This window comes from Microcoleus sp. K5-D4, from assembly GCF_036704575.1.
In the GTDB taxonomy this organism is placed as follows: domain Bacteria; phylum Cyanobacteriota; class Cyanobacteriia; order Cyanobacteriales; family Microcoleaceae; genus Microcoleus.
Genome location: NZ_JAUBSD010000046.1, coordinates 29,915 through 54,744, shown reverse-complemented (window position 1 = coordinate 54,744; position 24,830 = coordinate 29,915). Strand labels below are relative to the sequence as shown.

General features: G+C 46.7%; 27 protein-coding genes. 14 read left to right on the top strand and 13 right to left on the bottom strand.

Going from position 1 to position 24,830, the window contains the following annotated elements; genetic code table 11:
• Window positions 1–76 precede the first annotated feature (76 nt).
• The 6 genes from QUA77_RS29325 (at window position 77) to QUA77_RS15970 (ending at window position 5,640) form a co-directional block, all read left to right on the top strand.
• Window positions 77–613 carry a PD-(D/E)XK motif protein gene (locus QUA77_RS29325; protein WP_445302081.1) on the top strand — a complete coding sequence of 179 codons (537 nt, stop codon included), beginning with the start codon at window positions 77–79 and terminating at the stop codon, window positions 611–613.
• Window positions 614–821: 208 nt separating this feature from the next.
• Window positions 822–1,418 (top strand): Uma2 family endonuclease, encoded by a 597-nt coding sequence (locus QUA77_RS15990; protein ID WP_333075280.1) that lies wholly within the window; start codon window positions 822–824, stop codon window positions 1,416–1,418.
• A 307-nt stretch (window positions 1,419–1,725) separates the two neighbouring features.
• Window positions 1,726–3,192, top strand: a complete 1,467-nt coding sequence (locus QUA77_RS15985) for a DUF1565 domain-containing protein (RefSeq protein ID WP_333451104.1) — start codon at window positions 1,726–1,728, stop codon at window positions 3,190–3,192.
• Window positions 3,193–3,521: 329 nt separating this feature from the next.
• Window positions 3,522–3,857 carry a photosystem II reaction center protein Psb28 gene (gene psb28 / locus QUA77_RS15980; protein ID WP_333061896.1) on the top strand — a complete coding sequence of 112 codons (336 nt, stop codon included), beginning with the start codon at window positions 3,522–3,524 and terminating at the stop codon, window positions 3,855–3,857.
• An 83-nt stretch (window positions 3,858–3,940) separates the two neighbouring features.
• The gene (locus QUA77_RS15975) at window positions 3,941–4,447 is read left to right on the top strand and encodes a MogA/MoaB family molybdenum cofactor biosynthesis protein (RefSeq protein WP_006632696.1); all 507 of its coding nucleotides are present in this window, start codon (window positions 3,941–3,943) and stop codon (window positions 4,445–4,447) included.
• A 260-nt stretch (window positions 4,448–4,707) separates the two neighbouring features.
• Window positions 4,708–5,640 (top strand): methylated-DNA--[protein]-cysteine S-methyltransferase, encoded by a 933-nt coding sequence (locus QUA77_RS15970; RefSeq protein WP_333451102.1) that lies wholly within the window; start codon window positions 4,708–4,710, stop codon window positions 5,638–5,640.
• Window positions 5,641–5,694: 54 nt separating this feature from the next.
• Here the strand turns inward: QUA77_RS15970 and QUA77_RS15965 are convergent, their stop codons facing one another.
• The 4 genes from QUA77_RS15965 to QUA77_RS15950 form a co-directional block, all read right to left on the bottom strand.
• A complete protein-coding gene (locus QUA77_RS15965; RefSeq protein ID WP_333041785.1) occupies window positions 5,695–6,021 on the bottom strand; it encodes a hypothetical protein in 327 nt (108 codons plus the stop codon).
• Entirely contained in the window at window positions 6,005–6,229 is a 225-nt protein-coding gene (locus QUA77_RS29320; protein WP_333041786.1) for a DUF433 domain-containing protein, read from the bottom strand. Before QUA77_RS29320 ends, QUA77_RS15965 begins: the two co-directional genes overlap by 17 nt.
• A gap of 19 nt (window positions 6,230–6,248) precedes the next feature.
• Window positions 6,249–6,419 (bottom strand): hypothetical protein, encoded by a 171-nt coding sequence (locus QUA77_RS15955; protein WP_333041787.1) that lies wholly within the window; start codon window positions 6,417–6,419, stop codon window positions 6,249–6,251.
• 132 nt (window positions 6,420–6,551) lie between these two features.
• The gene (locus QUA77_RS15950; protein WP_333041789.1) at window positions 6,552–7,454 is read right to left on the bottom strand and encodes an alpha/beta fold hydrolase; all 903 of its coding nucleotides are present in this window, start codon (window positions 7,452–7,454) and stop codon (window positions 6,552–6,554) included.
• A gap of 175 nt (window positions 7,455–7,629) precedes the next feature.
• Between QUA77_RS15950 and QUA77_RS15945 the strand changes: the two genes are divergently transcribed.
• Window positions 7,630–8,982 (top strand): cytochrome P450, encoded by a 1,353-nt coding sequence (locus QUA77_RS15945; RefSeq protein ID WP_333451099.1) that lies wholly within the window; start codon window positions 7,630–7,632, stop codon window positions 8,980–8,982.
• A 33-nt stretch (window positions 8,983–9,015) separates the two neighbouring features.
• On the opposite strand, the gene QUA77_RS15940 is transcribed toward QUA77_RS15945, so the two are convergent.
• From QUA77_RS15940 to QUA77_RS15925, 4 genes are all read right to left on the bottom strand, one after another.
• Entirely contained in the window at window positions 9,016–9,339 is a 324-nt protein-coding gene (locus QUA77_RS15940; protein ID WP_333041792.1) for a hypothetical protein, read from the bottom strand.
• A 303-nt stretch (window positions 9,340–9,642) separates the two neighbouring features.
• Window positions 9,643–10,578: a class I SAM-dependent methyltransferase gene (locus QUA77_RS15935; protein ID WP_333451097.1), complete on the bottom strand. Its 936-nt coding sequence runs from the start codon at window positions 10,576–10,578 to the stop codon at window positions 9,643–9,645.
• Window positions 10,579–10,634: 56 nt separating this feature from the next.
• Entirely contained in the window at window positions 10,635–10,859 is a 225-nt protein-coding gene (locus QUA77_RS15930) for an addiction module protein (RefSeq protein WP_106148069.1), read from the bottom strand.
• A 42-nt stretch (window positions 10,860–10,901) separates the two neighbouring features.
• On the bottom strand, window positions 10,902–11,192 hold the full coding sequence (locus tag QUA77_RS15925; protein WP_333451095.1) for a hypothetical protein: 291 nt from the start codon (window positions 11,190–11,192) through the stop codon (window positions 10,902–10,904).
• A 146-nt stretch (window positions 11,193–11,338) separates the two neighbouring features.
• Here QUA77_RS15925 and QUA77_RS15920 point away from each other — a divergent pair, with 146 nt between their 5' ends.
• From QUA77_RS15920 to QUA77_RS15910, 3 genes are all read left to right on the top strand, one after another.
• Window positions 11,339–12,241 carry a hypothetical protein gene (locus QUA77_RS15920; RefSeq protein WP_333451093.1) on the top strand — a complete coding sequence of 301 codons (903 nt, stop codon included), beginning with the start codon at window positions 11,339–11,341 and terminating at the stop codon, window positions 12,239–12,241.
• Window positions 12,242–12,449: 208 nt separating this feature from the next.
• Window positions 12,450–13,391, top strand: a complete 942-nt coding sequence (locus tag QUA77_RS15915; protein WP_333451106.1) for a glutathione S-transferase C-terminal domain-containing protein — start codon at window positions 12,450–12,452, stop codon at window positions 13,389–13,391.
• 322 nt (window positions 13,392–13,713) lie between these two features.
• Window positions 13,714–16,731 carry a COR domain-containing protein gene (locus tag QUA77_RS15910; protein WP_333451091.1) on the top strand — a complete coding sequence of 1,006 codons (3,018 nt, stop codon included), beginning with the start codon at window positions 13,714–13,716 and terminating at the stop codon, window positions 16,729–16,731.
• 111 nt (window positions 16,732–16,842) lie between these two features.
• Here the strand turns inward: QUA77_RS15910 and QUA77_RS15905 are convergent, their stop codons facing one another.
• Window positions 16,843–17,898 (bottom strand): nucleotidyl transferase AbiEii/AbiGii toxin family protein, encoded by a 1,056-nt coding sequence (locus QUA77_RS15905; protein ID WP_333451089.1) that lies wholly within the window; start codon window positions 17,896–17,898, stop codon window positions 16,843–16,845.
• Between the two features lie 146 nt (window positions 17,899–18,044).
• The gene (gene thyD, locus QUA77_RS15900; protein WP_333451087.1) at window positions 18,045–18,971 is read right to left on the bottom strand and encodes a thylakoid membrane protein ThyD; all 927 of its coding nucleotides are present in this window, start codon (window positions 18,969–18,971) and stop codon (window positions 18,045–18,047) included.
• A gap of 147 nt (window positions 18,972–19,118) precedes the next feature.
• Here thyD and QUA77_RS15895 point away from each other — a divergent pair, with 147 nt between their 5' ends.
• The gene (locus QUA77_RS15895; protein WP_333451085.1) at window positions 19,119–20,750 is read left to right on the top strand and encodes a DUF3352 domain-containing protein; all 1,632 of its coding nucleotides are present in this window, start codon (window positions 19,119–19,121) and stop codon (window positions 20,748–20,750) included.
• Window positions 20,751–20,922: 172 nt separating this feature from the next.
• Here the strand turns inward: QUA77_RS15895 and QUA77_RS15890 are convergent, their stop codons facing one another.
• The 3 genes from QUA77_RS15890 to QUA77_RS15880 form a co-directional block, all read right to left on the bottom strand.
• On the bottom strand, window positions 20,923–21,120 hold the full coding sequence (locus QUA77_RS15890; RefSeq protein ID WP_172187588.1) for a hypothetical protein: 198 nt from the start codon (window positions 21,118–21,120) through the stop codon (window positions 20,923–20,925).
• 196 nt (window positions 21,121–21,316) lie between these two features.
• The gene (locus QUA77_RS15885) at window positions 21,317–21,733 is read right to left on the bottom strand and encodes a tetratricopeptide repeat protein (RefSeq protein ID WP_333041347.1); all 417 of its coding nucleotides are present in this window, start codon (window positions 21,731–21,733) and stop codon (window positions 21,317–21,319) included.
• 87 nt (window positions 21,734–21,820) lie between these two features.
• On the bottom strand, window positions 21,821–22,174 hold the full coding sequence (locus tag QUA77_RS15880; protein ID WP_006632680.1) for a HesB/IscA family protein: 354 nt from the start codon (window positions 22,172–22,174) through the stop codon (window positions 21,821–21,823).
• Window positions 22,175–22,419: 245 nt separating this feature from the next.
• Here QUA77_RS15880 and QUA77_RS15875 point away from each other — a divergent pair, with 245 nt between their 5' ends.
• The 3 genes from QUA77_RS15875 (at window position 22,420) to QUA77_RS15865 (ending at window position 24,793) form a co-directional block, all read left to right on the top strand.
• Complete coding sequence (locus QUA77_RS15875) at window positions 22,420–24,069, top strand: DUF6930 domain-containing protein (RefSeq protein ID WP_333451083.1); 1,650 nt, start codon at window positions 22,420–22,422, stop codon at window positions 24,067–24,069.
• A 108-nt stretch (window positions 24,070–24,177) separates the two neighbouring features.
• Window positions 24,178–24,432, top strand: coding sequence for a hypothetical protein (locus tag QUA77_RS15870; protein WP_333451081.1), 255 nt, complete (start codon window positions 24,178–24,180; stop codon window positions 24,430–24,432).
• Window positions 24,422–24,793, top strand: a complete 372-nt coding sequence (locus QUA77_RS15865; protein ID WP_333451079.1) for a type II toxin-antitoxin system PemK/MazF family toxin — start codon at window positions 24,422–24,424, stop codon at window positions 24,791–24,793. Before QUA77_RS15870 ends, QUA77_RS15865 begins: the two co-directional genes overlap by 11 nt.
• Window positions 24,794–24,830: the final 37 nt, after the last annotated feature.

Here is a 24,830-nt window from a genome sequence, read left to right as displayed (position 1 = left end):
TGATAGCTGGTATTTATAATTATGAACTTTCTTTGAAGACAAATTAGCCATCGCCTGAGACTTTCGCAAGAGGTCTATTGTCATTCCTCAACTCGGCTCTCGCCAAGGAGTCAAATGCTGGACAGGTGCAAAAGGAACTCAACAAGATTTCCAGTTTCAACACTGTGCTGTTGAAGTCAAAACTACTACAGCTAAACAGCATCAGAAACTAGCGATCTCAAGCGAACGGCAACTAGATGATACTGGCACTGGCGCACTGATTTTACTGCACCTATCCCTTGATGCTAGGCAAAAACGAGGTGAATCTCTACCGGATATTGTCGCCAGTCTTAGGTCACTTCTCCAAAACGACCCTATAGCCAAGGAAGAATTAGAAATACTCCTTTTTGAAGCTGGCTATCTGGATATACATATTCCCTACTATGAACAAATTGGCTATACCCCACGAGAAGTTAACTATTTCAAAGTCGAGGGAGATTTTCCCAGAATTATTGAATCGGATATCCGAAATGGCGTTGGCGATGTTCGCTACACTATCAGCGTTGCCGAGTGCCGACGCTTTTCAATACCAGAATTAGATGTAATTTCTATAATCAGCGGCAGCCATGAGTGAACAAGCCAAATTAATACCAAATCTGCTGCTAATCCCATTTGCTGCCCTTCAGGGCTATATTTCAAAATTAAGACTCACGTCGCTCCTATTATATTCAAAAACCAGAAAGAACTGTTCGGATTCCTCAGCTACAATTGCTGCATGGCTCTTCTGTAGAAGCGATCGCCCAATGCGTTATAATGCCGATAGGAGATAATGGTGCGGGTCAATGACACAAGTTCTCGATCGGGAAACTCTCGATGGGCGAGTGGTGCTCAACGGCACTTGGGAGCAATTCAAGTTAATCCAGAAGGTTTCGGAAGATTCCCCTGGCATAAAGTTGTCTTTTTTTGCAGGGGCGATCGAGATTCTGATGCCGGGATTCCAACACGAAAATTTTTCTGAAATCATTGGTTACTTAGTGACCACTTTTCTGCTGCAACAAGGTATTAAGTTTTACCCTTCTGGTTCAATGACCCAGGAGAAGACGGGAGAAGCTTCTACTCAAGCAGACAAATCGTTTTGTTTAGGAGAACCTAAGTTGATTCCCGATTTGTCGATCGAGGTGGTTTATACTAGCGGTGGACTGAGCAAGTTGCCAAAATATCGAGCTTTGGGCGTGCCTGAAATCTGGTTTTGGGAAGATGGCACGCTGCGGCTGTATCATCTCCGCGAAGATGGCTACGAGCAAGTAATTCAGAGTCAACTGTCAGGATTGGAAACGCTGGATATCGATTTGCTAAGACGCTGCATTTTAATGGGTGAAACGGATTTGGCTGAAGCGGTTAAGGTTTTTGGCCAGGGAATCTCGATCGATATTACATGACAGCAAGACGTTCGATTTTCCTAATTGGCGCTCGAAATTTTAGTGGTTTTGGCAACATCTGGAAAAAATAGCATCCCCACATCCCGGACTTTTTAAATAAGTCTGGTTCTGCTGTTGCTGGGAACGAGAAATACAGTCTTTTGTAGGGGCAATCCCCCTGCTGTTGCCATTCCTGAGAGGTGATGTTGCGGATATCGTGCAATTAAATAATCTCCGCAATCAAAGCTGAATATAGATCCGGGGTCAAGTTCGCAGACAATGAAAATTGCACAAAAGCTCGATCGCCAATTATCTCTTGGGCAAAAACATGACAACACTTTACGTCAACCCGCAAACAGGCAGCGATTCCGCAGCCGGCAGCCAATCAGCCCCATTCAAAACTATAGCCCGCGGGATCATCGGTCGCGCTGCATCGGGAACTACGATTCAGTTATCACCGGGAACTTACAGCGTTAGTAGCGGCGAACAATTCCCCTTGGAAATTCCATCGGGAGTAAAAGTTATTGGCAATGAAGCTAACAAAGGTAGAGGCATTCTGATTCAAGGCAGCGGCAAATTTGTCAGCCCCACCGCTGCGGGCCAAAATATCACCATACTGCTAGCAACTAATTCCCAATTGCGGGGAGTAACTGTTACTAATCTCGATAGTCGCGGCACGGGAGTCTGGATTGAGTCAACTTCTCCCACTGTGGCTAACTGCAATTTCACACTTTGTAAACGCGAAGGCGTTTTTGCCACGGGCAGCGCTCATCCTGCGATTCTCGACAACATATTTGTGGAAAACTCTGTGGCTGGGGTGATTATGGCGGGAACTGCTAAGGGAGTAATACGGCGCAATATTTTTCAAAAGACGGGTTTCGGCATTTCTCTGCAAGCTCAGTCGGCTCCTTTGATTGCTGATAACCAAATTTTGGAAAATCGCTCCGGTATAGTTTTAGCGGGGGAATCTCAGCCGATTTTACGCAATAATCGCATCGAAAAAAATACGGAAGACGGTTTGACTGCGCTGGGAAAGTCGCTGCCAGATATGGGTAATGCTCAAGATTTGGGCGGCAATATCTTTCACAATAACGGCGAATTCGACTTGCAAAATGCGACTGGGGTTAAGATTTTTGCGGGGGGAAATCAGCTCAATTCTTCGCGGGTGAAAGGTTTATTTGATTTGGGCAATGTGACGACGCCAACTCCGACTCCTGGCGGGCTAAAGTTCAGCGACATCAGCACGCATTGGGCTAAGGATTTTATCGATCGCTTGGCAAAGATGAATATTGTTAGCGGGTTTCCCAACGGCACTTTTCAACCTTACGAGATTGTAACTAGAGCTCAGTATGCGGCTATGTTGGCGAAGGCGTTTGAATTGGTGCCGCGCCGTGAGGTGACGGTTTTTAAGGATGTGGCGGCGGATTTTTGGGCCCAGGGAGCGATCAACCAAGCTAATCGAGCTGGCTTTTTGGCTGGATATCCAGATAGCACGTTTCGCCCGGAGCAGAATTTGACTAGAGTTCAGGCGATCGTATCTTTGGTAAACGGCTTGCAGTTGGGCGGCGGCAACCCCAATTCTTTGAGCGTTTATGTCGATCGAGCTCAGATTCCCAGTTTTGCCACCGACGAGATAGCAACCGCCACAGAGCGCAAAATCGTGGTCAACTATCCCGCGCGCGAAAAACTTTCCCCCGCCCACGACATCACCCGTGGCGAGATATCCGCCCTCATCTACCAAACTCTGGTAGCCACAAAGCGGGCCGAGCCCATTAACTCTCCCTACATCGTCTAAGGGAATTGGGAAACAAGAGAGAGGATAACTTGGGGTACAAAGAACTCACATCTTGCACCATTCTCGATTAACACGCTTTCGGGCCTGTTCCACAAAGAGTAGATTTTCTTGTGGGGTGGGTAGGAGAGCCCGCTCTGAAAGGATTATTGAGGATGGTGCAATATCTCAGAAGTACCAACCCCTCTCCCCTTTCTCTTGTCTCCGATTTCCCCACTCTGCCCCACTCTCACCCACTGCCACTCTCCCAAGTCTTGATTTGCGAGTACCCGAATCGTTTTATGATTAAACATTAAGAAATTAAGCAATCCTTAAGGTTCGACTGTCAAATTATGGCTAAAATTCAATTCTCTCGGGGTATAGACGAAGATGCTGTGCCCGAAGTGCGCCTAACCCGTTCTAAAACGGGAGCTCAAGGCACTGCCACGTTTATCTTTGAAAATCCCAAAGCTCTCAGCAGCACCAGTACCGAAGACATTACTGGAATGTACATGATCGACGAAGAAGGCGAACTCCTCACTCGCGAGGTTAAGGCTAAGTTCATCAACGGTCAGCCTGCAGGTTTGGAAGCTCTTTATCTAATGAGAAGTCCCGCAGAATGGGATCGATTTATGCGTTTTATGGAACGCTACTCGGAATCAAACGGCTTAGGATTTAGCAAGGCATAATGGGTAGTTGGTAATTGGTAATTGGTAATTGGTAGTTAGCCGATCGCCGGTTGCCGGTTGCCGATTGCTTAGAAGAAGAAACTATGACGCAAATTCCTCACCCCGACTTATCTAAAATAACCGTAAACTGCGCTATCATTACTGTTAGCGACACCCGCTCGGCGGAAACAGACAATAGTGGCTTGTTAACTAAGAAGCTGCTAAAAGATGCGGGTCACTCTGTGGTAGCTTACACTGTTGTTAAAGATGATGCGGCCAAAATTGTATTGCAAATGCAGGCTTTTTCCCAGCGTGAAGATGTAGATGCAATCATTTTTAACGGCGGCACGGGCATCGCTCCCCGAGATACGACTTATGATGTGATGGAGAGTTTGCTAGACAGGATTTTACCAGGATTTGGTGAAATATTTCGGTTTTTGAGCTATCAAGAAATTGGTTCGAGGGCGATCGCCTCTCGCGCAGTTGCAGGGGTGTATCAAGGCAAGTTAGTCTTTTCTCTTCCGGGCTCTAGCAATGGTGTAAAACTAGCTGTGGAAAAGCTAATTTTACCTGAATTAGTTCACTTGGTGACGCAGTTGCGGGGAGGGTGAGAGCGAAAGTTCGGTTAAGTGACTGACAATCAAGAAATTTGGTTACAAGTCGCCCGAGGCATCCGTGGAGCGAGAAAAAAGCTCGCTCATCCTCATCGCCAGCCCCCAGGTTTAGCAGTGAGCTCGCTTTCTTCAATCTAAAATCTAAAATCTAAAATCGACTGACTGCATTCACCGCAAGAAACGGGTGGCTTTGAGCCTGCTCTATGGCTAAAGTAAGGAAACATCAAAATTCCCTCGATTTAGACTAGATGATTTCGATGCAGAATGCGAGTGTCTATGCTAGCGAAGATTATCACCGGATTGCTCGGGCGATCGCCTTTATGCGACAATACCACCTCAACCAGCCCAATCTGGCAACTGTGGCCCAACACATAGGACTGAGTGAATATCATTTTCAACGGCTATTTACTCAATGGGCCGGCATTAGCCCCAAGCGGTTTTTGCAATATCTGACAGTTGAATATGCCAAGTCAAAAATCACTCAGACTAAAAGCCTTCTCGACCTAACATTGGACGTGAGGCTATCGAGTCCAGGACGATTACACGATTTATTTGTGAACTTAGAAGCAATGTCACCAGGGGAGTTCAAAGCAGGCGGAGCAGGTTTAGAAATTCGCTATGGTATTCATGATACCCCGTTTGGCACATCTCTAATCGCGACAACTGCCCGTGGTATTTGTAATCTTTATTTCTTGGAGACAACAGACGAACAAACCGCCGCACAAAGACTGCGATTGGCATGGAAAAATGCTGAAATCATTCGTGATGAGCAAACCACTCAATCATTGTGTGACCTGATTTTCAATTCAGAAACTCTCAGCGAGCAAAAACCACTAACGCTCTTGGTAAAAGGCACTAACTTTCAGATTCAAGTTTGGCGAGCACTTTTGCAATTGCCATTTGGGGCGATCGCCACCTATCAAACTATAGCTCAAATGGTAGCTCGCCCAACTGCTGCTAGAGCTGTAGGAAATGCGATCGGTAACAATCCGATCGGCTATCTAATTCCATGTCACCGAGTCATTCGAGAATCTGGAGAACTTGGTGGCTATGGCTGGGGAGTAGAGCGTAAAACAGTCATGTTAGGTTGGGAAGCTAGCCATACAATCTGCGGAACCACCCTCGCAGGAATAGAGCGATCTAACGGTGTCAATCACCCGCAGCAGACTACCTCCGTTCCCAACACATAACCTCTGTGCGATCGGGTGCATGGGCGTTGTTTTGCTGCGTCACCTAGAGAACTTTTAAGAACCTCCGACTTCAATCACTTCCCCCGGAGTAATAGTATTCAAAACGTTACGAGCATCTGGTAGCAGAGGAAGTAAATCAGGAAGTCTGTTGCTGGATGCTACAAGAACAACGACTGCTACTCCAGCTTGCTGCAAGTTTTGCTGATAACGCAAATTTTGATCGGTGGTAAGCAGAATCGTGAAGCCCTCTTGACTCATAAGCAGCAGTAATTCACCGTTCTTTTTTCCTGACCATCCCATCTCAACAACTGTGCGTATCTCGTAATCAGCAAGTTCACGCTTTAAAGGTCGTGGGGCACATTCATCAAGCAGGATTCGCATAGGCTGTCAACATTTCCTTTGCTAATTCAAGAGCTGCTATTGTCTGTTCCCGACTGACACTAGGGAAATGGTCTAGAAATACCTCTAATGAATCACCAGCCTTAAGATAATCAAGTAGGGTTCTCATTGGTACACGAGTCCCAACAAAAACAGGGGTTCCCCCCAGAATATCGGGGTCGCTATGAACAACACGGGATGTTAATGTCATAACAAATTCAGCCAACGGGCTACCAGCTTTTACAACAATTGTATCCCAAAGTCATTTGATTTTCGTAAGCAGAATGCCAAACCAAAGGATCGCCAACATCCATTTCATCTAAAACTACAACTTTTAGCAGTTTAGGCTGGCAAGTTAGCCATACAATCTGCGATCGATCATCGATCGCTCGGGATAGCATTACTCTTTTTGCTACTTGCCTTCGCCATCAGCCACAAATAAATTTCAGGCTGCGATCTGGCGAGCAAAAATTAAATTTTCCTAACGGAAAACTTAAGCTGCATCTGGATATCTGCTTGCTCTAGGAGCCGCCCTAATTTAGACTCCTATTGTAGAAATCAGCAACTTTGTCAACGTACATCTTGGGGTTCGTATTGTAGCTTTCTGGATGTTTCTTCGCATTGGTTTCCCAATATTCTGCCGAAGGATATGCTTCTCGGAGTTGGCGAGCGTTTTGTATAGGCGTATAAGGATCGATCGCACTGTGAATAATTAAAACAGGCCTAGGGAAAATACGACCTATCTCCTGCACTGGCTTAGAAGAAGTTAGATCGTATCCAGTCAACAAATGTCCAAACATCATGGTAGAAAGAAGAAATATCCCAGGTAATCCTGAAGCTGACTGCCAATGCTTCTGAATAATTGGATAAACCTCTGCGTAACTACTGTCAGTGACCACTGCTCCGATGTCTGAGTCATCTGCTGCTGCTCCAATTACAGTAGCAGAACCCATTGAAAAACCTAAAACCCCAATCTTTTTTGGCTTAAAGCCCCTGGTTTTAAGCCAATCCACTCCTGCAATAACATCTCGCCTTTCTGTAATTCCAAAGGTGAAGCGAGAATCAGCACTTTGCCCATGTCCTCGCAGATCGATCATAAGTATCGAAAAGCCTTTTTGATTCATAGCTGAACCAAACTCGGCAAACTTTCCAGCCAGCTCACAAGTCCGACTGGAATTCAATCCATGTACTAAAATTAATACCTTGTCTGTTGCTTTTTCTGGAATAAACCAACCAGCAATCTCCACGCCATCAGGTGTACGAAATTTTACATTTTCAGGAGGAACAGCAAAAACAGATGCTTTAAGAGGGTCAAAGCATCTGTTTGGCTTTGAAAGAGTATGTCCTGCATAAGCTGAGATGCCGAAATAGCCAACCACTAGAAATGCTGAGATACCAGAAGCTAAATTGATAAAAAGATGCTTTTTGGCTTTCATCTATTTTGTTACCTAATTCTTGAAGATTATTTTAAGCGAATGCTCTCTTCATAGTTCTGGTGTAACTTACGCTCAGAAACCCGGTTTCTACCCAATGTCGATCGATCGCAGATAAATTTCAGGGTGCAAGGTCGATCGATATACACTAGAAACATTGTGTATCGCCAGTTTTTCAATGACGCTGCCTACCGGATCTCGTTCTCCTGCTTTGTTCCAAACGCTTTCGCTGGTAGCTGACCCGATCGCATTTTTCGATCGCTACTCTGCCAAATACGGCGATACATTTACCGCCCGCGTGTTGGGGCCCGCTTCGCCCCCCGTGGTGTTTCTGGGCCGTCCAGAAGCGATTCAGGCGGTGTTTACGACCTTAGCCGATGCCTTTGAGTTTGGCAAAGTGACCAACGTATTTCGCCCGCTGGTGGGAAATGAATCCCTCATTATGAATGAAGGGCCGCGACATCTGCGACAGCGACAGCTATTAATGCCCGCGCTGCATCGGGAACAGTTGCACAGTCAAGGGCATTTGATTGTTGATTTGACGAAAAAGCAGACGATCGACTGGAAAGCCCCAGATGCGATCGCAGTCCGCGAAGAAATGTCAGAAATTTCGCTGCAAGTAATCTTGCAAGTCGTGTTTGGATTAGTGCCGGGAGAGCGCTACGAACGGCTGAAACAATTGCTCAGCAATCTTTTAGAGGCTATTACCTCTGAACTGTACTCGATGCAATTTTTCTTTGAACCGTTGCAGCAAAATTTAGGGCCTTGGAGCCCGTGGGGGCAGTTTTTGCAGCAGATGGCGCAGATTGACTCGCTGATTTATGCGGAAATTGCCGAGAGGCGATCGCATTCTCTCGATTCGTCTCGCACGGATATTCTGTCAGTGTTAATGATGGCTCGCGACGACAGCGGCGAATCCCTCGGCGATCGAGAATTGCGCGATCAGTTGATGACGCTGTTGTTGTTGGGACATGAAACGACTGGATCGGCCTTGACTTGGGCGTTTTACTGGCTGCATCAGTTTCCCGAATGTCTCGCTAGATTGCGGCAGGAATTGGATGAATTGGGCGAGAATCCCGATCCGATCGCGCTTTCGCAGTCGCCCTACTTAACAGCAGTCTGCAAGGAAGCGCTGCGGGTTTATCCAATTGCCTTAATTTCGCAGCCGCGCAAGGTGAAACGGACGATCGAACTCGAAGGCTATACATATCAACCGGGAACGATTTTAATCCCCTGTGTCTATTTGGCGCACCGTCGCCCTGAAACCTACGAAAATCCCGCCGAGTTCAATCCCGATCGCTTTTTAGATCGCAAGTTTTCCGCCTCTGAGTTTTTACCGTTTGGAGGCGGGAGTCGAAGCTGCATCGGGATGGCGTTATCGATGTTTGAAATGAAGCTGGTTTTAGCAACGGTTTTGTCTTCCCGTGAGTTTGTATCGAATCTCGATCGGCCAATTCGTCCGGCCCGCCGGGGAATCACCTTTGTGCCGCCCGATCGGTTTCGATTAACAGTTGTGGGCGATCGGCGTTAGATGAGAGTGAAACGCCGTGTCAAGCAAGATATGTTATTCGATGAAAATCCCAGCAACTTTGTCTTCATTCATAGTCATGTGTGCCACAAATTCATCTCCACCATCTTCAAAACTCAGCTTCCACAAATAAATCGGAAAATTACCTTGTTTTATCTCACCAAAATAATTAATTGAGTATCCCTTTTGCAGGCGGGAAGCAAGCTGCTCGCTAACGTCGTCAAACATTTTTTGTGTAATGCTCGCTTTGTAGCCTGCATCACCGACTGTAGTAAAAAGCTCGTAATTTTTCGTTGCAGTGGCATCCAAGATAACCTGCAAACAATCGATGATGTTTTGAGAGGGGGCTGTCGGGTTCATGAAGATGTCCTTCTTTTAGGGTTCTATCAAAATGTCTAACAAATGGCGCTGTGAATAGCTTCTACGGCTGTCCAATATCAAATCCGGTAGGATGGGAATTATTTATCGGTAGGGGGCGCGATCGCAGGAATGTTTAAATCCACAGATTAGACTATTTACACTCAGGCACCGTCCCAAGGATTGAATAATATCTATGTAACTTTACCATTTATAGCAGTTTTCAATCGAATTAAATAAATACAGCTTTAGACACGGCACTGCCGTGTCCTACCCGATATCTGTACTTCACTATACTGAAAAGCGCTACATTGCCTCAGCAACAATAGTGCGGTGTCTGACTGTATTGCAAGTAATTGTCGGCTGTGCAAAACCCGAATCAACTAAAGCTTGCTCGATATCCAACCCAAAATACTGATCCAAATAAGGCTCCGTACTCTTGAGCAAAGTCAAAATATAAGGAGGCATTTTGGCATAAACTTCCGACTGAGGATTCATATCCATAATTGTCAAATGTCCACCAACACGTAGCAAACGCCTCGCTTCCCGGAACACTTCTCTAGTAGCTTTCTGCGGCAATTCGTGACAAACTAAACAAATAGAAACTAAATCAAAAGCAGCCGCAGGCAAACCAGTAGATTCAGCAGCAGCGTGAACCCAAGTCGTAGATTTTTGATTTAAAGATTCAGATTCTCGCTGTTGGGAACGGTATTTAGCAACGGCTAAGAAATAAGGCGACAACTCCACCCCAGTCATCTTCGCTTCCGGGTAAACCTCCCCAAGGGCAAAGGTACTCATTCCCACACTGCATCCCAAATCAACAATATCTTGCGGCGAAGAAGCAATTTGAGATTTGATGACTTCGTGATAGCTGGCGCGGAGTTTAGCATCGCCTTCTGCACCCGCTTCGGGCCAAATTCCCGCGTGAACTGTACGGGCGGCAACTTCAACTTCTGTAGCCGCTTCCCAACTCATATTACCTTTTTCATAAGCGTGGAATGAAGTTAGATAATATTTCGGGTAAACAAGAGCGGGATTTTGGACGCTGAACAATTCTGCATCCCAATTCCGGGCTAAAAGTGCTTGGGCATCTTGCCGCCAATGCACGCCGATTCTTTCGGCTCTTTTAATCATCATTTCCCGCGCTTGGTGCTTAGCTAAATCGGCCAAAGGTTTGATGGAGAGTACGCCGTTTACTAAGCGCGATGCTAATCCTGGATTTGTGTTAACAGCAGCAGTCATATTTTATTTGTTTCTATTTGGCGATAGTTATTTTACCACGGCACTGGATTCATAGTTCATTTTCGTGCTTTGACTGAAGCTTTAACTTCTTCCCAAGTCAGCACATTTTCAGGATTTGCTTCAGAATCATTAATTCGGCGATCGAGTTCCTGCTTTTGAAACTCTGTAAGGTCGGGGTGAACCTGTTCTGCCGCTATACTTTCCAAGATTGCTTGTACAAGACGAATCCGATCTTGAATGCTGAGGGCGACGATCTGATTTAAAGTGGCTGTGAAATCCATAAATTTTAGTTAAGCGTCATGGAGGTAATGAATTAGTACATCTCAAATATAGCGGACAGGGTTTTGTCCAACAAACTGAACATTGCAATTGACAATACGCCCGTCTAAAAACTTTACAACAAGCCTATTATCCTCTTCTCTATAGCTGGCGCTTCGGTCAAATATACCTTCAATCATCTGTGATCCGACAAAGTTTATAACTTGAACATGAGTAATTCTCTGAACCCTGTCTTCTGCAATAACCCAAGCCCCAGACTCTGACTTGGCAAGCAGATCTAGCAAATTATCATTTGTTCGGACTTGAAGTGTAAGTTTTGCCATGATGACTGTCATATGTAAGTTCGCTGCTTGGGAATTATTATAACTCAAAACTATTAACCGCTGGCATCCGTCAGAATTTAGACTTTTCTGGAATCCCTTTGCCCGAAGTTGGAGTATTTGATAGAACATTTTTAAATCAGGCTATTCAGGAGTTTGCTGTGAGTAAATCTATTGCGGAACTGGTTGACAATTTGCCGTCTGGTGGCGTGACTGTGATGATGTTAAAATCTCTCGATTTTGTGGTTCCGGGGGAGTGGAATAATCTAACGGTTTTTGATAATACTATTCAAGCGGTGACTGGGGAAACCAAGCGCAAATTAGTTGAAAAAATTCGCGATCGCGCGATCAATCTTTACGCTAACCCCAACGAGCCATATCAAGGCGCAGTCAGGCTTTATCAGTTAGCAGACAGCGCCGACAGTGCGTTAGGTGCAACGGCTATGGCGAATAAAATCGGCGAAAACATCGGCTTTCTTTCCTTTCTGAACCGCCTCACTCCCAAAGCTGACACCACTCAAACGATCGACTTGTGCGTCAAAGTGGCGATCGAGCTAATTGCCTTCTGCAAACTTAACAATATTTCCCTTGACAATGTGGGAAGCTTTGGTAATTATTTATCTCATTACAAAGGCGAATCTGTGATGCGGATGGCTGCTTTAGTGTGTGCAGACGGTTTAATTCCCCTTGGCCCGGACTTCATTAGAGTAGCACAAAATACCCTAGGCGGATTGAATCCTTCAACCTTGCAGCAAAACTCCACATTCCAAAATATCAGCAACCTAATTCCGGGTGCAAATAATTCACAAAAGTTCGGATTTGTGACAGCAACTTTCGCCTCAGCCCAAGGTTGGATGAACAATTTAGTACAGTCTCGCGGCTTAACTCCGGCCATAGTTTTAGGCAATCTCAAGCAATACGTTGATGTTACTGATGACAAATTGGATTATGTGGCGGCGTTTTTAGACATGACTACCAATTATTACGAACATACGGGAATTCAGACGGTTGCTCGCCGATTGATCGATCGAGCTTATCGCGAAATAGCCTCTGACAGAGACTAGAAAAGTCGTTCCCAGGTGAGGGAACAGAGCGAGGCAGAGCCTCGGGATATGCGTTCCCAGGCTCTGCATGGGAACGAGGGAATAAACCTCGCAATGTGAGTTAAAATAAGCAGGTTATGTTTAGCAAACCTGTTTTAATCGCATTGTGAAAAACAAATCGCTTCCTTCATCCGTAACAGTCAAGCTAGGCAAATTTGTCTGGACATCAATGTGGCAATTAATGATGTCAAAACTAGCGCCGCCCGATCGCACCGGAGCATACATTCGCCCCACCAGCAGTTTCCGCAACTTTGTCAGCACTGCACCAGACAACCCTCACGGGCCCGCTGCGGGACGCTATCGCCTCTTTGTGGGTACGGGATGCCCTTGGGCGCACCGCACTCTGGTGACGAGGGCCCTCAAAGGGCTTGAAGATGCGATATCGGTGTCGATTGTCTATCCCTCGGAAGGGGGAATGTGGGTGATGGAGTCGCAGACATTTGGCTGCAATACGATGCCGGAACTTTACCAGTTGGCTTTACCGGGCTATCAAGGGCGGTGTACGGTGCCGGTGCTGTGGGATGAGTCGAAAAAGACGATCGTCAATAACGAGAGTTCGGAAATTATTGTGATGCTAAACTCGGAGTTTAACGAGTTTGCTAGCAATCCTCAAATGGATCTTTATCCTCTGGATTTGCGAGAACAAATTGACGAGTGGAATGAGAAGATTTACCAATCGGTGAATAACGGCGTTTATCGCTGCGGTTTCGCGCAATCTCAAGCTGCTTATGACTCGGCTTGCAGTGAATTGTTTGCTGTTTTAGACGAGATCGATCGCTCGCTCTTGAGGAGTCGTTACCTTTGTGGCGATCGGGTGACTTTAGCAGACGTGCGGCTTTTTACTACTCTATTCCGTTTTGATGCTGTTTATTACAGCTTGTTCAAATGCAATGTGCGCCGCATTCAAGATTACGAGCATTTGGGAGCCTATCTGCGCGACTTGTACCAGTTACCGGGAGTTGCTGGCACTTGCGATTTGGAGGCTGTGAAGCGCGATTATTACGGCAATTTGTTCCCGCTGAATCCCGGCTGCATTATCCCCGCTGGGCCCGATCCGGCGAGTTTACTCAAACCTCACGCTCGCGCAGGAGTCAGAAACCGGGTTTCTTAACAAAATCGGGCGTGAAGATGCCAGAATTATCGCAGAAACCCGGTTTCTTGGATGCTTGGGCGATCGCGCAGGGAATCAGAAACCGGGTTTAGCTCGTTCCCAGGCTCTGCGTGGTAACGCATTCCCAGAGGCTCTGCCTCGCCTTAACCCTCTAACAAACGCTCCATTCTCTCCTTTACTCAAACCTCACGATCGACAAAATATTGATGTTATTTTGAAGTGAGATTAAGCAATATTCAAAATCAAATCATGTCTGGCGATCGCCCTTTTATCTCAAAAGGCGATCGTACTTATATACAAAAATCCAAACAAGGAATTGGCAATGTTAGAAACTGAGGGCGATCGGGTAGCACAGTGGCGCATTGAACGGGCACGGCGACAGATAGCAATAACACTTGATCTTAGCAACATGCAATTGAGCGGACTGGCAGAGGATCTCGCCTCCCTCACCCATTTGCAAAGGCTTAACCTCAGCAACAACCAACTGAGGGAACTGCCAGAGGCACTCGCATCCCTCACCCAGTTGCAAGTGCTTTACCTCCAAAACAACCAACTGAGGGAACTACCAGAGGCGCTCGCCTCTCTCACCCAGTTGCAAGTGCTTTACCTCCAAAACAACCAACTGACGGAACTGCCAGAGGCGCTCGCATCCTTCACCCAGTTGGTAAGGCTTGACCTCAGCAACAACCAACTGACGGAACTGCCAGAGGCACTCGCATCCCTCACCCAGTTGCGACTACTTAACCTCCACAACAACCAACTGAGGGAACTGCCAGAGGCGCTCGCATCCCTCACCCATTTGCAAGAGCTTAACCTCAGCAACAACCAACTAAGGGAACTGCCAGAGGCGCTCGCATCCCTCACCCAGTGGCAAGAGCTTAACCTCAGCAACAACCAACTGAGGGAACTGCCAGAGGCGCTCGCATCCCTCACCCAGTTGCAAGGGATTTACCTCAGCAACAATCCTCTGAATCCTGACCTCGCTGCTGCCTATGAGCAAGGCACTGAAGCCGTCTTGCAATACCTGCGGGCAAAAGCACAAGCACAAATCACCCAGAATGAAGCCAAACTGATTTTGATCGGTGAAGGCGAGGTGGGCAAGAGTTGTCTGTTGGGAGCATTGCGCGAGGATGAATGGCTAGAAAGTCGTCCCACCACTCACGGCATTGAAATTAAGCCAGTTATTGTCACCCATCCCGACAGTGGCACAGAGATATCACTCAATGGTTGGGATTTTGGCGGTCAACCGGTTTATCGACCCACACACCAGTTGTTTTTCAGTGCACGAGCCGTGTATCTGGTGGTGTGGAAGCCGCGAGAAGGCCCCCAGCAAGGCTTTGTCAAAGAGTGGATTACCCTGATCAAGCATCGCGCACCGGATGCCAAGGTGCTAGTAGTCGCAACCCACGGCGGCCCCGGACAGCGACAACCCGACATTGACAGACAGGAAATTCAGGATCGATTCGGCAGCGATACGGTGCTTGGCTTCTTCCATATAGACAGCAAACCTGACGATCGGAACTTCTGCACCGGGCTGGCAGAATTAAAACAAAAGATTGCTAGTGTCGCCGCATCTCTTCCCGAAATGGGACGTTCTGTTCCCGCAAACTGGCAGCGAGTGCGGGAAATCTTGCAGACAAACGACAAAGCCTATCTGCCCTACGATAATGTCCTTGCCATCTGCGCTCAACACGGAATCGATAAGGAACAAGCAGAAGTTTTCCTTCGCATTTCCGATAGGTTGGGGTATTTGATCCATTACGATTACGATCCAATACTGCGCGATATCGTCATCCTCAAACCCGACTGGCTAGCAAAGGCAATCAGCTTCGTACTCGATGATGAATTGACACGCCGTCGCAACGGTTTAGTAGATTTTGAGCATCTGGGCGAATTATGGAGTAATCCCCCGTTTCCAGGCGAGAACGGCTACCCCCAAGAACTACATCCCATCTTTCTCAAGCTGATGGAACGCTTCGATTTGTCCTACCGGGTGGTGCTCGACCCCGCTAAACCCAGCAATACCAGTTTGATTGCTCAACTTGTACGCGATACACGCCCGGAATTGCCCAATTGGGGAGAGCAACCGGAAGCGGGAGACAGACAACAAGTGCAAATCTGCCGGATTGTGGACGATCGAGGACAACTTGCAGTAGCAGAAGGATTGTTTTACCAGTTGATTGTGCGCTTGCACAAATACTCACTGGGGCGCTGCAATTACGAAAAAAGTATCCATTGGCAACGGGGTTTGATGCTTGATAATGAGTACAACGGTCGGGCATTGCTGGAATATGTTAACACTGATGTAAAAATTACCGTGCGGGCGGCTTATCCAGAACGGTTCTTGTCTTATCTCACGGAAGAGATTAAATGGCTAGTCAAGTATAAGTGGAAAGGATTGCAATGTAATGTGATGGTTCCCTGCATTGCGCCTTGCGGTAAAAATTCGCCTGGAAATGGGCTATTTGAGGTAGAGACACTAATTGACAGCAAAAAGAAGAATCGTCATGAGTATCCCTGTCCCATTTCAGGCTGTGGTGAATGGCAAAACATCGATTGTCTCCTGAATAACGCGCCGACTACTCAACCCCCATCGCAAGAAATCGGCATTCAGCAGTTCCGAAATATTGTCAAAGACGAGCTAAAAATTATCCGCAAAGATTTAGTAATTTTCGATCGTCGAGGTCAAGAACGTTTTGAGTCATTGTCTCAAGATCAGCGCAAGATTCTCAGCCAAATCGATGAGGAATTTGCGTCGCTGATGCAAATGTTCACAGATGAAGCGAAAGATGGCCCGCGCCTGTTCAGTTTCAAGCCCGTCGATCCGAAGTTTCTCGATCGCCCCAAATGGATAAGTACAAAATTGCAAATTACCCTCTGGTGCGAACACTCTCGTCAGCCCCTTCCCGCCTTAAATCCTAACGACAAGAAAAAGGGGGTTTATGAATTGGAAGTGCCCCGCGAATGGTTTATCAAAGCAGCCCCCTATCTCAAAATTTTGACCGGAACCCTGAGTCTAGTCTCACCTGTAGCGGTTGCCGGAGCTAAGTTCATGCTAGATGAGACCACTTACAAAGGGATTGAAAAGGGACTCGATTTAGGACAAAAAAGCATCGAATCTACCTTGAAAGGAAGTGAGTTAGCTACTAATTTGTCTGCCGAAACAGATGCCCCTGATTGGCAACAGGCCGAAGCAGCCATCCGCGCCCAAGGCTCGATTTTGCGAGAATTACACGCCAAGCTAAAAAAAGAAGATCCTGGTTTTGGTGGCTTGGAGCGGGTGCAGGACAGACGCCGCGAATTTCTGTGGGTTCACGAGCAGTTTGTAGAGGAGTATTAAGATTTTTATCTTGACACCTTTATTACGATCGTGTGATAATTTAAACAGGAAATCTCAAGTTCCCATGCTCTGCCTGGAAGGAGAGCAATACCAAATCCAGCATCTAAGCATCTAATCTTCAAGCCTGCCGGGGAACGAGGAAATAGTCTCGCTAAATGTCCTGACTGTTATTTCCCGGCCTAAATCCTGAGCTAGTAAATCGATACCGTCAATAACTTTATTTGGTTCTGCAATACTCAAAACCTCATAGCATTTTTCCCGATAATCGGGACGATCTTGGAAATACTGAATCGCTCGATCGAGCGGTTCCATAACTTGATAAGCTGCTTCAGCTTTGTCGATCGCCTCTTGGGGAATCGGAGTCGCTAACCTTTGCACAGCCAAGTCGATTAAATCTCTAGAATTTACCCGATCGCTCGGCCATCGATCGGCATTTGCCAACAACTTTTCTGCTATACTATCAATTTGATTCAAACAAGGAACAGGCGACCAATTTGGATAATTGGGCTGGCCAAACTCAATTCGCCCTTCACAAACCATCTCGAATTTAATAGTAGTGCCGTCAACAATAACAGGAAATCTTATCCCATACTGGTTGGCTTGAATATCGTTCGGGAGAACAATTCGTGAAGCGAAGCTATCCCCAAGGGAATCGCGACTAGCAAAAATCGCATCATAGCCCCCTTCTGCAACTTTTCGGCGCAGGAGACGGTAGCCATCATCCATCGGACACATAAAGTCAATATCCTGGCTCAACCGATATTCTCCGTGTTCCATACTTACCAACGTTCCGCCGCCAAAATACGCCCGACATTCCTGTAGAAATTCGACATTCAAGTGGCTGAGTACAGTTAATATCTTTTGATGAATTTCGCGTTTAAACATTGCTTGAGAACTTACCCCATTTTCGGGAGTTTTGGGCGAGCAACTGCTTCCCAGTTCCGCTATTAACCAAGATTGATGCTGTTGGCTAATTGCTTGAATAAAAGCCAGTTCCTCGGAGCTAGGTTTTCCCAAAACTCCCCAATAATGCCAGCCAGATTCGTAGCGGCATAGCATTTCCTTGAAACTCAATTTTTTGACATCAGCAATTTGCCAGCAAATAGCTTGAAGAAATGGGAGTTCTGCGGGAACTTTAAATGCGGTTGCTATTTCTTGATTGTTCATCTGCTTTCGGCAAAAGCGAGGCAGAGCCTCTGGAACTGCGTTACCAGGCAGAGCCTGGTAACGAGGAAATTTATTCCAGTCCGCCTTTGCGGACTTTGTTTGTGGAGCATCCGAATTCTATTCGCCGGGTTCTATTCCGTAGGTTACTAACTTCCCGATAAAATCTCTTCGAGTGCTAATTTCAGCGTCGGATATTGATATTGAAAACCACTAGCTAAAGTTTGTTTCGGCAACACTTTCTGCCCTTCCAAAACAAGTTTTGCCCCGTCTCCCAACAGCATTTCTAAAGCAAAACCTGGCACCGGCAACCAAGAAGGCCGCTTTAAAACTTCCCCTAAAGTTTGACACAATTCATTCATCCGCACCGGATTCGGTGCTGTCGCATTCAAAACACCTTCAACTTGCGGATTTTGCAAAGCGTACAAAATTAAATCAACCACATCCTCGCGATGAACCCAAGAAAACCACTGTTTCCCAGTGCCGAGGGGGCCACCAGCAAATAGTTTAAAAGGTGGCAGCATTTTTGCCAGCGCGCCTCCCATTCCCAAAACTATCCCCAGCCGCAAAATTGCTAGCCGCGTTCCCGCATTTTTTGCAGGTTGGGCGGCTGCTTCCCAGTCTTTGCAAACTGCTGCTAAAAAATCATCCCCAGCAGGGCTAGTTTCGTCAAATTCAGCGGTTTCGCTGGTTCCGTAATAGCCGATCGCCGATGCGCTAACAAACACCGATGGTCTAGGATTAGCATTGACGATCGCCTCGACCAATTTTGCCGTCGTCAGTCTGCGACTGTCCAGAATTGCTTGCTGGCGCGCCTCCGTCCACCTTTCCTCTGCAATCGGCACTCCGGCTAAATTGACAACAGCGTCGCAGCCCGCGATCGACTTTTGCCAATCACCAGACTCCGCTGGACTGTAGGCGACAACTTCCAAATTCGGATAAGCTGAAGCGGGAAAAACTCGGCCAGCCTTCGCCGCATCCCTGCTCAAAACCACCACTTGATGTCCCGCAGCTTGCAGCTTCTCCACCAGCCGGCTACCTACAAATCCCGTTGCTCCCGCGATCGCTACTTTCATCTTTTACCAATAATGCACAGTTCTAGCAGTTTAGACGATCGTCCAAACTTGTTTTGAATTATACAAAACTAGAGAGCCTGCCCGATCGCCTCCCCACAAGCTTTCTGTATTTTGATTAAACTGATATGGACGCGAGGAACACAAACCATGCCAGCAAAAAAATCAAAGCTTCTAATTGCTGCCTCCACCGTCGCAGCAGGTAGCGCTGCGGTCTACTTTTACTTCCAGGGTTTGAGCCAACAAGTATCCAACCCTCAAGACAGCGCCAAAGTTGTGCCCGACGAAGCAATGATGGCCGCGTTTATCTCCCCCAATCCGCAAGCGTTGTCCAAGTTGCAGCGATTTGGCACGCCAGGAGCTCAAAAGTTGATCGGTCAGGGTTTGAAGGGCTTTCAAGAACAAAGCTTGGCAGGCACTCAAATCGACTTTGACAGGGACTTAAAGCCTTGGTTAGGGGGGGTGATGGTCGCTTTGCTGCCCCCTGATGCTGTGACGAATACAGAGCCTCCAAAACTACTGGTAGTCGTCAGCGTGAAAAATAAAATTAGCGCTTGGAATTTTGCTAATAAATTAAAATCTCAGCCCGGTGCAACTACTCAAGAAACCGAGTATAAAGGAGTTAAAATTTTTGAGATTGCAGAGCCAACTGGCAAGCGCTACAGTGTGGCTTTGCTGAACGACCAATTAGTGATGGCTCCTTTGAAAAAGCCTGTGGAATTGGCGATCGATACTTTTAAAGGAGAACCCTCTCTCGCTACGCAGCAGAGCACAACTAAGTTTTTTGCAGAGAGTGCTGGTGTCAAGAATCCGATCGCAACTGTTTATATTGCTGATTATCCTGCTGCAATTGAGCAATTAAAAGCTAATTTACCCGCAGATATCCAGTTGCCTTGGACAGTGTTTTCGCAGTTCAAACAAGTCAAGTCAATGGTTGCGGGAATTGGTGCGGATAGTGCGGGATTGAGGGTAAAAACTATCGCTCAGTTAGATCCTAAATTCGTCCAGCAAAATCCACAAGTCCCATCGAAATTGTTACCCAGATTTCCCGGCGAAACTATTGCTTTAGTCGGCGGCAAGGGACTAGATCAAATTTGGTCGCAAGCGACAGCCCAGGCGAAAGATAGTCCGGAAGTTGACAGGGGAGTTCAGCAGGTGAGGAGTAGTTTTAAGCGGTTGGATTTGGATGCGGATCGTGATGTTTTTGGTTGGATGAACGGGGAATTTGCGATCGGGGCGATCGGTTCCAATCAAGGGATTTTGTCTCAGTTGGGGATGGGGGCGGCGATGATTTTTGAAACGAACGATCGCCCTGCTGCAGAAGCAACCCTGAAAAAACTCGATGCGATCGCCAAAAGCAATCCTACAGTCAGTGTCGCCCCCAGACAAGTTCAAGGCAAAGAAGTTACGGAGTGGCAAATACCCCAGCAAGGCACTTTATTCGGGCACGGTTGGCTGAATGAAAATTCTGTGTTTGTAGCTTTCGGCGGGCCTTTAGTTGATGTGATTACTTCGACGCCACCGCAACCGTTAAGCAGCAGTCCGAGTTTTCAGGCGATCGCTACTTCTTTACCGCGGGCCAATCAAGGTTATTTTTACATAGATATGGAAAAAACCATGTCTTGGGCTAACCAATATTTGCTCGCAGTACAGCCAAATTTAGTTTCGCCCCCCGCCGCTGAATTGCTGAATTCTCTCCGAGGAGTTAGCGTAGCCACAGCTTCTACGCAACCGACAACTGCTGAGTTGGAGATGCTTTTTGCCTTCAAATCTAACAATTAGGGAATTTGTAATCGCTAATTTGTAATCGGTAATTCTTCCTTAATTCTTTCTATCCGTTAAATCCCGTACACGGCTTTGTTGCCGGACTTTTTTCTGACCAAAAAAAGATGCTGCCCTCAATGGAGGGCAGCTACTCAAATAAAGCATCTTAAAGTCTCTCAAAACTTCAGAATTAACCTTCAGACATTCCTGATTTATTCGGCAATTGCAAATCATCCGGGTCTACGTAGTGACAAACTGCTTTGTCCATGCAAATCAAGGCCCAGCCGGATTTATCGATGCTCATCAACTTGTAAGAAGCTGGCTGAATAAAGAAACCTTTGTGGTTGCGGGTTGCTGGTTTGATGTTAACGTGGCTGTCATTGCTCATGTTTTTACAACTCCTAGTATTATCGTAGTAAAATCTGAAAACCGCTGAGCGGGTTTGTCAATCGTCTAAGTCTTCAAATACTAGCACTGACTTTCTGAGTTTTCCATAAAGTTATTTATTGATTTATTACGATGTCGTAATAAACCGCAAAGCCACTTTCGTCGATCCCCGCCCACACATTGACTTGTTTGCGCGGTTACGGCTCCAGAAGCCACTGTTTAACGCGGGCGAGACTCTTCCAGTCGGGTTTTCTCTTTAATCCTTCTTCAAAATTTTTTTTAACTTCGTCGAGCAACTCTTCGGAAGCCATGAGAAGTTGCTGAGCCACTTCGACGTGGGGGCGCACTCCTTTATCTTTGAGATCCAGGATCGCTACTGCTAGGTTGATGCGAGCTTGGGGGTCGTGAGGGTTCAATTTAACGGCTGTTTTCGCTGCCTTTTGAGCCGGTGCAGGTTTATTTTCCAACAGGTAGAGCCACGCGAGGCTAGCCCAGGCATTGCCATTTTTGGGAGCTTTTTCGCACACTTCTTTAAACACGGGGATCAGATTAGCCGGGGCTTCGCCAGCTTGGTAGCGATCGAAACCGTCTTTAAACAATTCTTCAGGGGTCATTCGATTTTAGATTTTAGATTTGGGATGTTGCATGGAAAAGGGCATGGGGCAGTTAACAACTTTCTGCCCCATGCCCTCTTTTCCGATTTATGTAGAAAAAGAACTGCCACAACCGCAAGTTTGAGTTGCGTTGGGGTTAGTAAACTGAAAGCCGCCCCCAATCATAGCATCGCTGAAGTCGAGAACCAAACCGTAGAGATAAAGAATGCTTTTGCGATCGCAAACTACCTGAAAACCGTCGTAGTCGAACACTTCATCGTCGGATTTCACAGTGCTTGGATCTGCGAAATCCATCACGTAGGACATTCCAGAGCATCCGCCCTGGCGCACCCCTACCCGCAAGCAGAGGTCTTTACCTTGTTTTTCTCTCAGGGCTAAAACTTGACGGACAGCAGAGTCCGTCATTTGAATGCCGCGCTTTTCAGAAATCGCTTGAGTCATAATTTGCCGAACTCCTGAGACTGTCTAATGCTAAGAGTTTAATCTTATCCCTCCATTGTACAGGCATTCGCCGGAAGGCATTCGGTTAGATGCTGAAGGCCGAATTTTTAGCTTCTAACTTTTAATTCCCGTGGGGCCTCGTTCCCAAGCTTGATGCCCTCTCCCCCTATAGGGTTTATGATTGAGAAGCAGCGGTTGACCGGCTACCGGCACCGCAACAATGCTTCACCCAACGGGCTTACTCTATGGCAGCGCTGAATCGCTCTACTCTTCGTCGGCTACAAAACTTACCTCAAATTCCCAGCGTGTGGGAGGGCGATCGCCGACCCTTATCTAATGCTGACTCGCACATGATGCTAGATGACGATGACGTTCTAGAAGCTGGTGGCGAGTGCATTCTCTGGGTCGATGGCTCCGAAGGAGTCGTGAGGGCTATGGACATGGTAGGCCCAGATGCCGGCCCAGAGGCGATCGTCCGGGCCCTGCTACGGGCAATGGAACATCCCCAAAGTCCGGCTCCCGCAGTCCGCCCCCAAAAAATAGTAGTCAAAAACCGAGAAATTCAATTTTATCTGCGGGGCGTACTTCAAGATTTAGGCATTTCCATTGACTATGTGCCGGAATTGCCCCTAATTGACGAAATCTTTCGCGGCATGGAAGAGGTCGCGATCAACAGACCTCCTGAGTTGCCCCCTCAGTATGCTGAAGTTTTAATGGAAAAAGCGGCTCAAATTTGGCAGGACGCTCCGTGGCGGACTTTGAGCGAACACCAAATTATATCTATTGAAATCAATCAATGGGATGTCGCCAGCCTCTACGTGTCCGTATTAGGCCAAGGCAGAATGGATTACGGAGTTTTACTGTATCGTTCTCTAGAATCCTTGAAACGGTTTCGAGAACGAGTCGTCAATAATGATGAATCTTTTGAAGATTTAGAACAGGCTTTTTTAGGGCAAGACTGTTTGTTTCTCACCTTTGAAAGTGCAGCAGATATTGATGAGGACGACGACGAAATTGATTTAGCTGATTTGCCTCCATCGGAAATTGAACCAAATTTCGGCAACCTGCATCCTTTAGAAGGATTGCGATCGATTCTTTACGAAGAAGAAGCCCTCACGATGTTAGTTGCTCTCGAAGCATTTCATCGCTTTTTCCGCAACGGTCGCCGGAAATTGGGATCAGACACTTTTCCCAGTCTTAGCAGCCGCTACCGCATCCCAGTTCCGCAGCCTGACGGAGAAATTCAACAGGTATCCGTTAAAGTTTCAACGATGCCGGATGTGTCAGACGAATTATTACAGATGCTCGGTGATGAGGATGATGACGAGGATGAGGATGATGATGACTTTGACAAGCCACTGCTGCGGGACGATTTGGTGCCGCAAAATTCATTTTTGAGTCTCGGCGCCGTACCTTGGGAAACGGTAGAGTTCCTGCGCCAAAATGTCCAGTTTCACCAAGGTGCAGAAATTGATATTAATACCGCCGGAGATGGTTTGCCGGTGGTGATGATCCAAACTTCTCATCCGAAGGCAAAAACTATGATTCAGGATTTGAAAGAAGCTGGAGGCGTCAAGGGGATTGGTTTTAATCCGGGCGAAAATCCTTTTCAGGATGAGCAATATGACTTGGGTATTTTGCAAACCAAAAATGGGGAGCTGTATTTGTTTGGAGAGTTTAATGAAGACGATCCGGTGCATCAGGAAGCTCGCAAGAAGTGGGATCGCCGCTGTAAATTAACCAACGGTTGGTGCGGTTTGATTATTGCTAAAGGGTTGATGGGTGCTTCTCGCGGTCAGCCTCAGTTTAAGGATATGATCGCTTTGCTTGAGGTGCGCTGGGTGTCTGCTAAAGACTTGGGAATTGGGCCACTTCAGTTGATGCCGATGTTTTGAAGTTAGTTGACTGTTGAATGTTGACTGTTTTGAGAATAAAGAGGTAAAAGTAATTTGTAAGGTGCGCTGGGGCGCACCATAGTTTTTAAATTATTAAGGAGAATGATTATGTCAAATTCTACTCAAAAGCGAGAAGTGTTAGTCGCCCTTGATGCTGAATTCGCGGAGAAAATAGACCAATTTACTGATAATTGGACGGAGGCGATCGAACAAGCTCTCCGTCTCTGGTACGCTAAGCAAATAGAAGATAAGTTGCGGAAATTTTATCAAAACCGCAGCCAAGAAGATATTGAGGATGAAAAAGAATGGTTTAATTTGGTAGAGGAACAGATAGAAGAAACATGGAGCAGCGATGGACTCTAACTCAATAGCGAACACTTATCCTCGCCAATGTGAGATTTACCTTTCAAGAGCTTTGCGTCAGTTAGGAGATACCAAAAAAAGACCTGTAGTTGTGGTTTCTCCCGATATCCGCAACGAGTTTACGGATTCTGTCATTGTTGTTCCTTTCACCAGTAACCTTGCAGGAGTAGAAAATCCTACTCGCGTCTTGATTCCTGCGGGTGAGGGAGGATTGCAAGCTGATTCTCTAGCTGTATGTGAAAACGTTTCTGCTTTGCGACAGACATTTCTAGAACAAGGCCCTTACGGTCAAATTAGTGCTGTGTCTTTGGCAAGAATTCAGAGGGCTGTACAAGTGTCGATCGGCATTTACGAACTTTAATAATATTTCTGATATTCTAAATTTTGTTACAATTTGT

Bases quoted from the DNA above. Each gene is read 5' to 3' on its own strand.
- QUA77_RS15925 (WP_333451095.1), bottom strand. From the start codon at position 11,192: ATGACAGTCATCATGGCAAAACTTACACTTCAAGTCCGAACAAATGAT.
- QUA77_RS15955 (WP_333041787.1), bottom strand. From the start codon at position 6,419: ATGCTATCCCGAGCGATCGATGATCGATCGCAGATTGTATGGCTAACT.
- QUA77_RS29320 (WP_333041786.1), bottom strand. From the start codon at position 6,229: ATGACATTAACATCCCGTGTTGTTCATAGCGACCCCGATATTCTGGGG.
- QUA77_RS15940 (WP_333041792.1), bottom strand. From the start codon at position 9,339: ATGAACCCGACAGCCCCCTCTCAAAACATCATCGATTGTTTGCAGGTT.
- QUA77_RS15950 (WP_333041789.1), bottom strand. From the start codon at position 7,454: ATGAAAGCCAAAAAGCATCTTTTTATCAATTTAGCTTCTGGTATCTCA.
- QUA77_RS15970 (WP_333451102.1), top strand. From the start codon at position 4,708: ATGCAGAATGCGAGTGTCTATGCTAGCGAAGATTATCACCGGATTGCT.
- psb28 (WP_333061896.1), top strand. From the start codon at position 3,522: ATGGCTAAAATTCAATTCTCTCGGGGTATAGACGAAGATGCTGTGCCC.
- QUA77_RS15875 (WP_333451083.1), top strand. From the start codon at position 22,420: ATGGCAGCGCTGAATCGCTCTACTCTTCGTCGGCTACAAAACTTACCT.
- QUA77_RS15880 (WP_006632680.1), bottom strand. From the start codon at position 22,174: ATGACTCAAGCGATTTCTGAAAAGCGCGGCATTCAAATGACGGACTCT.
- QUA77_RS15935 (WP_333451097.1), bottom strand. From the start codon at position 10,578: ATGACTGCTGCTGTTAACACAAATCCAGGATTAGCATCGCGCTTAGTA.
- QUA77_RS15905 (WP_333451089.1), bottom strand. From the start codon at position 17,898: ATGAACAATCAAGAAATAGCAACCGCATTTAAAGTTCCCGCAGAACTC.
- QUA77_RS15965 (WP_333041785.1), bottom strand. From the start codon at position 6,021: ATGCGAATCCTGCTTGATGAATGTGCCCCACGACCTTTAAAGCGTGAA.
- QUA77_RS15865 (WP_333451079.1), top strand. From the start codon at position 24,422: ATGGACTCTAACTCAATAGCGAACACTTATCCTCGCCAATGTGAGATT.
- QUA77_RS15930 (WP_106148069.1), bottom strand. From the start codon at position 10,859: ATGGATTTCACAGCCACTTTAAATCAGATCGTCGCCCTCAGCATTCAA.
- QUA77_RS15990 (WP_333075280.1), top strand. From the start codon at position 822: ATGACACAAGTTCTCGATCGGGAAACTCTCGATGGGCGAGTGGTGCTC.
- thyD (WP_333451087.1), bottom strand. From the start codon at position 18,971: ATGAAAGTAGCGATCGCGGGAGCAACGGGATTTGTAGGTAGCCGGCTG.
- QUA77_RS15895 (WP_333451085.1), top strand. From the start codon at position 19,119: ATGCCAGCAAAAAAATCAAAGCTTCTAATTGCTGCCTCCACCGTCGCA.
- QUA77_RS15885 (WP_333041347.1), bottom strand. From the start codon at position 21,733: ATGACCCCTGAAGAATTGTTTAAAGACGGTTTCGATCGCTACCAAGCT.
- QUA77_RS15890 (WP_172187588.1), bottom strand. From the start codon at position 21,120: ATGAGCAATGACAGCCACGTTAACATCAAACCAGCAACCCGCAACCAC.
- QUA77_RS15915 (WP_333451106.1), top strand. From the start codon at position 12,450: ATGTGGCAATTAATGATGTCAAAACTAGCGCCGCCCGATCGCACCGGA.
- QUA77_RS15975 (WP_006632696.1), top strand. From the start codon at position 3,941: ATGACGCAAATTCCTCACCCCGACTTATCTAAAATAACCGTAAACTGC.
- QUA77_RS15945 (WP_333451099.1), top strand. From the start codon at position 7,630: ATGACGCTGCCTACCGGATCTCGTTCTCCTGCTTTGTTCCAAACGCTT.
- QUA77_RS15910 (WP_333451091.1), top strand. From the start codon at position 13,714: ATGTTAGAAACTGAGGGCGATCGGGTAGCACAGTGGCGCATTGAACGG.
- QUA77_RS15985 (WP_333451104.1), top strand. From the start codon at position 1,726: ATGACAACACTTTACGTCAACCCGCAAACAGGCAGCGATTCCGCAGCC.
- QUA77_RS15870 (WP_333451081.1), top strand. From the start codon at position 24,178: ATGTCAAATTCTACTCAAAAGCGAGAAGTGTTAGTCGCCCTTGATGCT.